This is a genomic window from Pontibacter rugosus (genome assembly GCF_042678745.1).
Lineage (GTDB): Bacteria > Bacteroidota > Bacteroidia > Cytophagales > Hymenobacteraceae > Pontibacter > Pontibacter rugosus.
Genome location: NZ_JBHTLD010000471.1, coordinates 1 through 751, shown reverse-complemented (window position 1 = coordinate 751; position 751 = coordinate 1). Strand labels below are relative to the sequence as shown.

Here is a 751-nt window from a genome sequence, read left to right as displayed (position 1 = left end):
ATAAAGTTTATTTTCGTTTGATGCCTGGGTAGGCTAGGTGTAACTTTTTATATGTTGAATTTTAAGTTAAACAGGCTCGCGATTTCCCAGTAAGCCAATACCTAAGATGGCTCGTGTTTGTAATTTGAATATAACTCTGGTACTGGAAAAAAATGCATTAAGTAAAACAGAAGCCACAAACTGTGAAATTAAAGTAGCTACTGCACTACCAGCAATGCCATATAGAGGTATTAAAATTAAATTTAAAATTACATTAATAACAGCACCTACAGAAGTTCGGTACATAGAATACTTCTGTAAACCTTCTATCAAAAACCAATTACTACTAACTACTCCTGATGATACGGCAACTCCAGCCCATACTTGAATTGATAAGATATCTCCAGCTCCATCAAATGATGGTCCGTATAAAAAGTTAATAATCCAATCTGATAGAAAAGTGAAAATGATTGCAATCACTAAAGAAAAAAACATCATCAAATTTAGCAGTCTTTGTAACCTTAGTTTATACAAGGCTTCATCGGACTTTTTTGCACTTAGAATTGCTGGGAAAAGAGACTGGCTTATGAGCATAGGTACAAAGTACCAAGCTTCTGATAAACGCATCGCTGCCGAGTAGATGCCGACAGCTGTGGTGTTCATCATTTCTTTGATCATGATTTGATCAATTTTCATATATACCATCACAACCAGTCCGCTTACCATTAAAGGCCAAGATTCTTTTAATAAGTATCTTGCTTTACTGATATGC

General features: G+C 35.0%; 1 protein-coding gene. It reads right to left on the bottom strand.

Annotation, left to right across the window (positions count from 1 at the left end):
• Positions 1-66 precede the first annotated feature (66 nt).
• Positions 67-751, bottom strand: a 685-nt coding sequence (locus tag ACFQ2O_RS21970; RefSeq protein ID WP_377533118.1) for a flippase, incomplete at its 5' end; no start/stop codon positions are given.